Annotated in this window: 3 protein-coding genes; 1 reads left to right on the forward strand and 2 read right to left on the reverse strand. The window is 41.1% G+C overall.

All coding sequences use genetic code 11. The annotated features are described in order from the left end of the window. Positions 1–544, reverse strand: a 544-nt coding sequence (locus RRG12_RS43705) for a hypothetical protein (RefSeq protein ID WP_420763329.1), incomplete at its 3' end; no start/stop codon positions are given. A 283-nt stretch (positions 545–827) separates the two neighbouring features. Here RRG12_RS43705 and RRG12_RS43710 point away from each other — a divergent pair. Then, complete coding sequence (locus RRG12_RS43710; RefSeq protein WP_420761594.1) at positions 828–1,670, forward strand: sulfotransferase family protein; 843 nt, start codon at positions 828–830, stop codon at positions 1,668–1,670. On the opposite strand, the gene RRG12_RS43715 is transcribed toward RRG12_RS43710, so the two are convergent. Next, the coding region (locus RRG12_RS43715) for a hypothetical protein (protein WP_420763330.1) at positions 1,623–1,864 on the reverse strand (242 nt) is incomplete at its 5' end. The genes RRG12_RS43710 and RRG12_RS43715 overlap by 48 nt on opposite strands.

Here is a 1,864-nt window from a genome sequence, read left to right on the forward strand (position 1 = left end):
CAATCAGCGCTGCTTGCTTTTCACCGCATCGATATTGACGGTAACAGGCGTAAAACAGGAAAACAGTATTACTGATTAAAGTTAATAATTGAAAACTGAATAGAGGATTCAGTGTACCTTTTGGGGAAGTAATTGATTCGCCCCAAGGCAAAGAAATACTTGATAGGTTACTGATATGAGAGTGCAGAATTCCCGTGGGAGAAATTTGGTTAATTAACAGGCTGATGACGTACAGACTATTCAGCACCAAAATTAAACGCACTGGCTTAACTCTAGTATATAAAGCTATAAACCATACAATATTAATCCCGTAAATATACCCTACAGAACATACTAATTTTTTGGCACTTATATAGTTTTCTACATTAGTCGCTTGATATGTGACTATCAAAGCCAGGATATAGACAACAGATCCTAAGCAAAGTAACCCAAAGCAGAAGTGAAGCGCTGTTTGTAATTTGCCACAAGCAATCAGCAGGTGTAATAGCCCAATATATAAGCAAATACCAGCAACTATCCCCAGAATGATTGGAACAAGAGTCATTACTTATTTAATTAAAAACTTATATCTAATAGCAAATGAGTAATATCACTTAATAAAACACGGTTTATATTGTTACATACATATTTTATTCATAATTAATAATTATATAGGACAAAGATCCTAGTCAAAACTGGGATCTTTGTTCGATGCGGTGACTGAGGCGATCGCTATATAATCCATTTCACCAACGCAAAATTTTAACAACTGTCTAGCCTGTGTAAGCAAAACACACAGGTGCAAAAGCTTCTATGTCAAGGCAATAAATCAAAGCCAATTAATCGTCATGACTGCCAAAATGCACTTTATCTCAGGCTTACCGCGTTCCGGTTCTACTTTACTCGGAGCCTTACTGCGGCAAAATCCCCGATTTCACGCCGGTATGTCTAGCCCCGTCGGTAGTCTGGTAAACCGAATGCTAGAAGCGATGAGCGAAGACAACGAATATTCTGTCTTTATCACCCCTGAGCAAAAACGGGCATTAACCTTAACGATATTTTCAACATTTTACCAGCCGCAAGCTCAAAAAGAAGTCATCTTCGATACTAATCGGCTGTGGTGTAGCAAATTGTCCTTAATTCACGAGCTATTTCCTGGCTCAAAGGTGATTTGCTGCGTGCGGAATGTTGCTTGGATTATGGATAGCATCGAACGGCTGATTAGAAAAAATGCTTTTGATGTGTCGCGGATGTTTAATAATCCTGGCGAACGCTCCACAGTTTACACTCGCACCGAAGCCTTGAGTCAAGGGGGACGGTTAGTTGGGTTTGCTTATAACGCCCTCAAAGAAGCATTCTATAGCGAACACAGTGCCTCTTTACTTTTAGTGGACTATGACTTATTGACCCAAGCACCTGATAAAACCCTATCGCTGATTTATCAATTTATACAAGAGGAACCCTTTAAGCATGATTTTGTCAATGTGGAATACGAAGCTGAGGAATTTGATAATCGCCTGAATACTAAGGGACTACATCAAGTGCGTCGCAAAGTCGAGTTTCAACCGCGACTGACAATTTTACCGCCAGATTTATTTACTCAATATGATGGGTTGTCTTTTTGGAAAAACCCTAGCAATAGTCTAGCGAATGTAATTGTCGCCCAGCCGGTAGAAGCGGCGAGTAAATGAAGTTTTCAGTCTGACCCCTTCCCTACCAGGCTCCAATGTTGTTGCATCGCTTTGCACCTTTGATGCATCGCACTGCAACTTTGATGCATCGCCCTGCACCTTTGAGGCATCGCCCTGAACCTTTGTAGCATCGCCCTGCACCTTTGATGAATCGCCCTGCACCTTAGGTGCATCGAACTGCACCCTAGATGCCT

Source organism: Nostoc sp. CALU 546 (assembly GCF_048836525.1).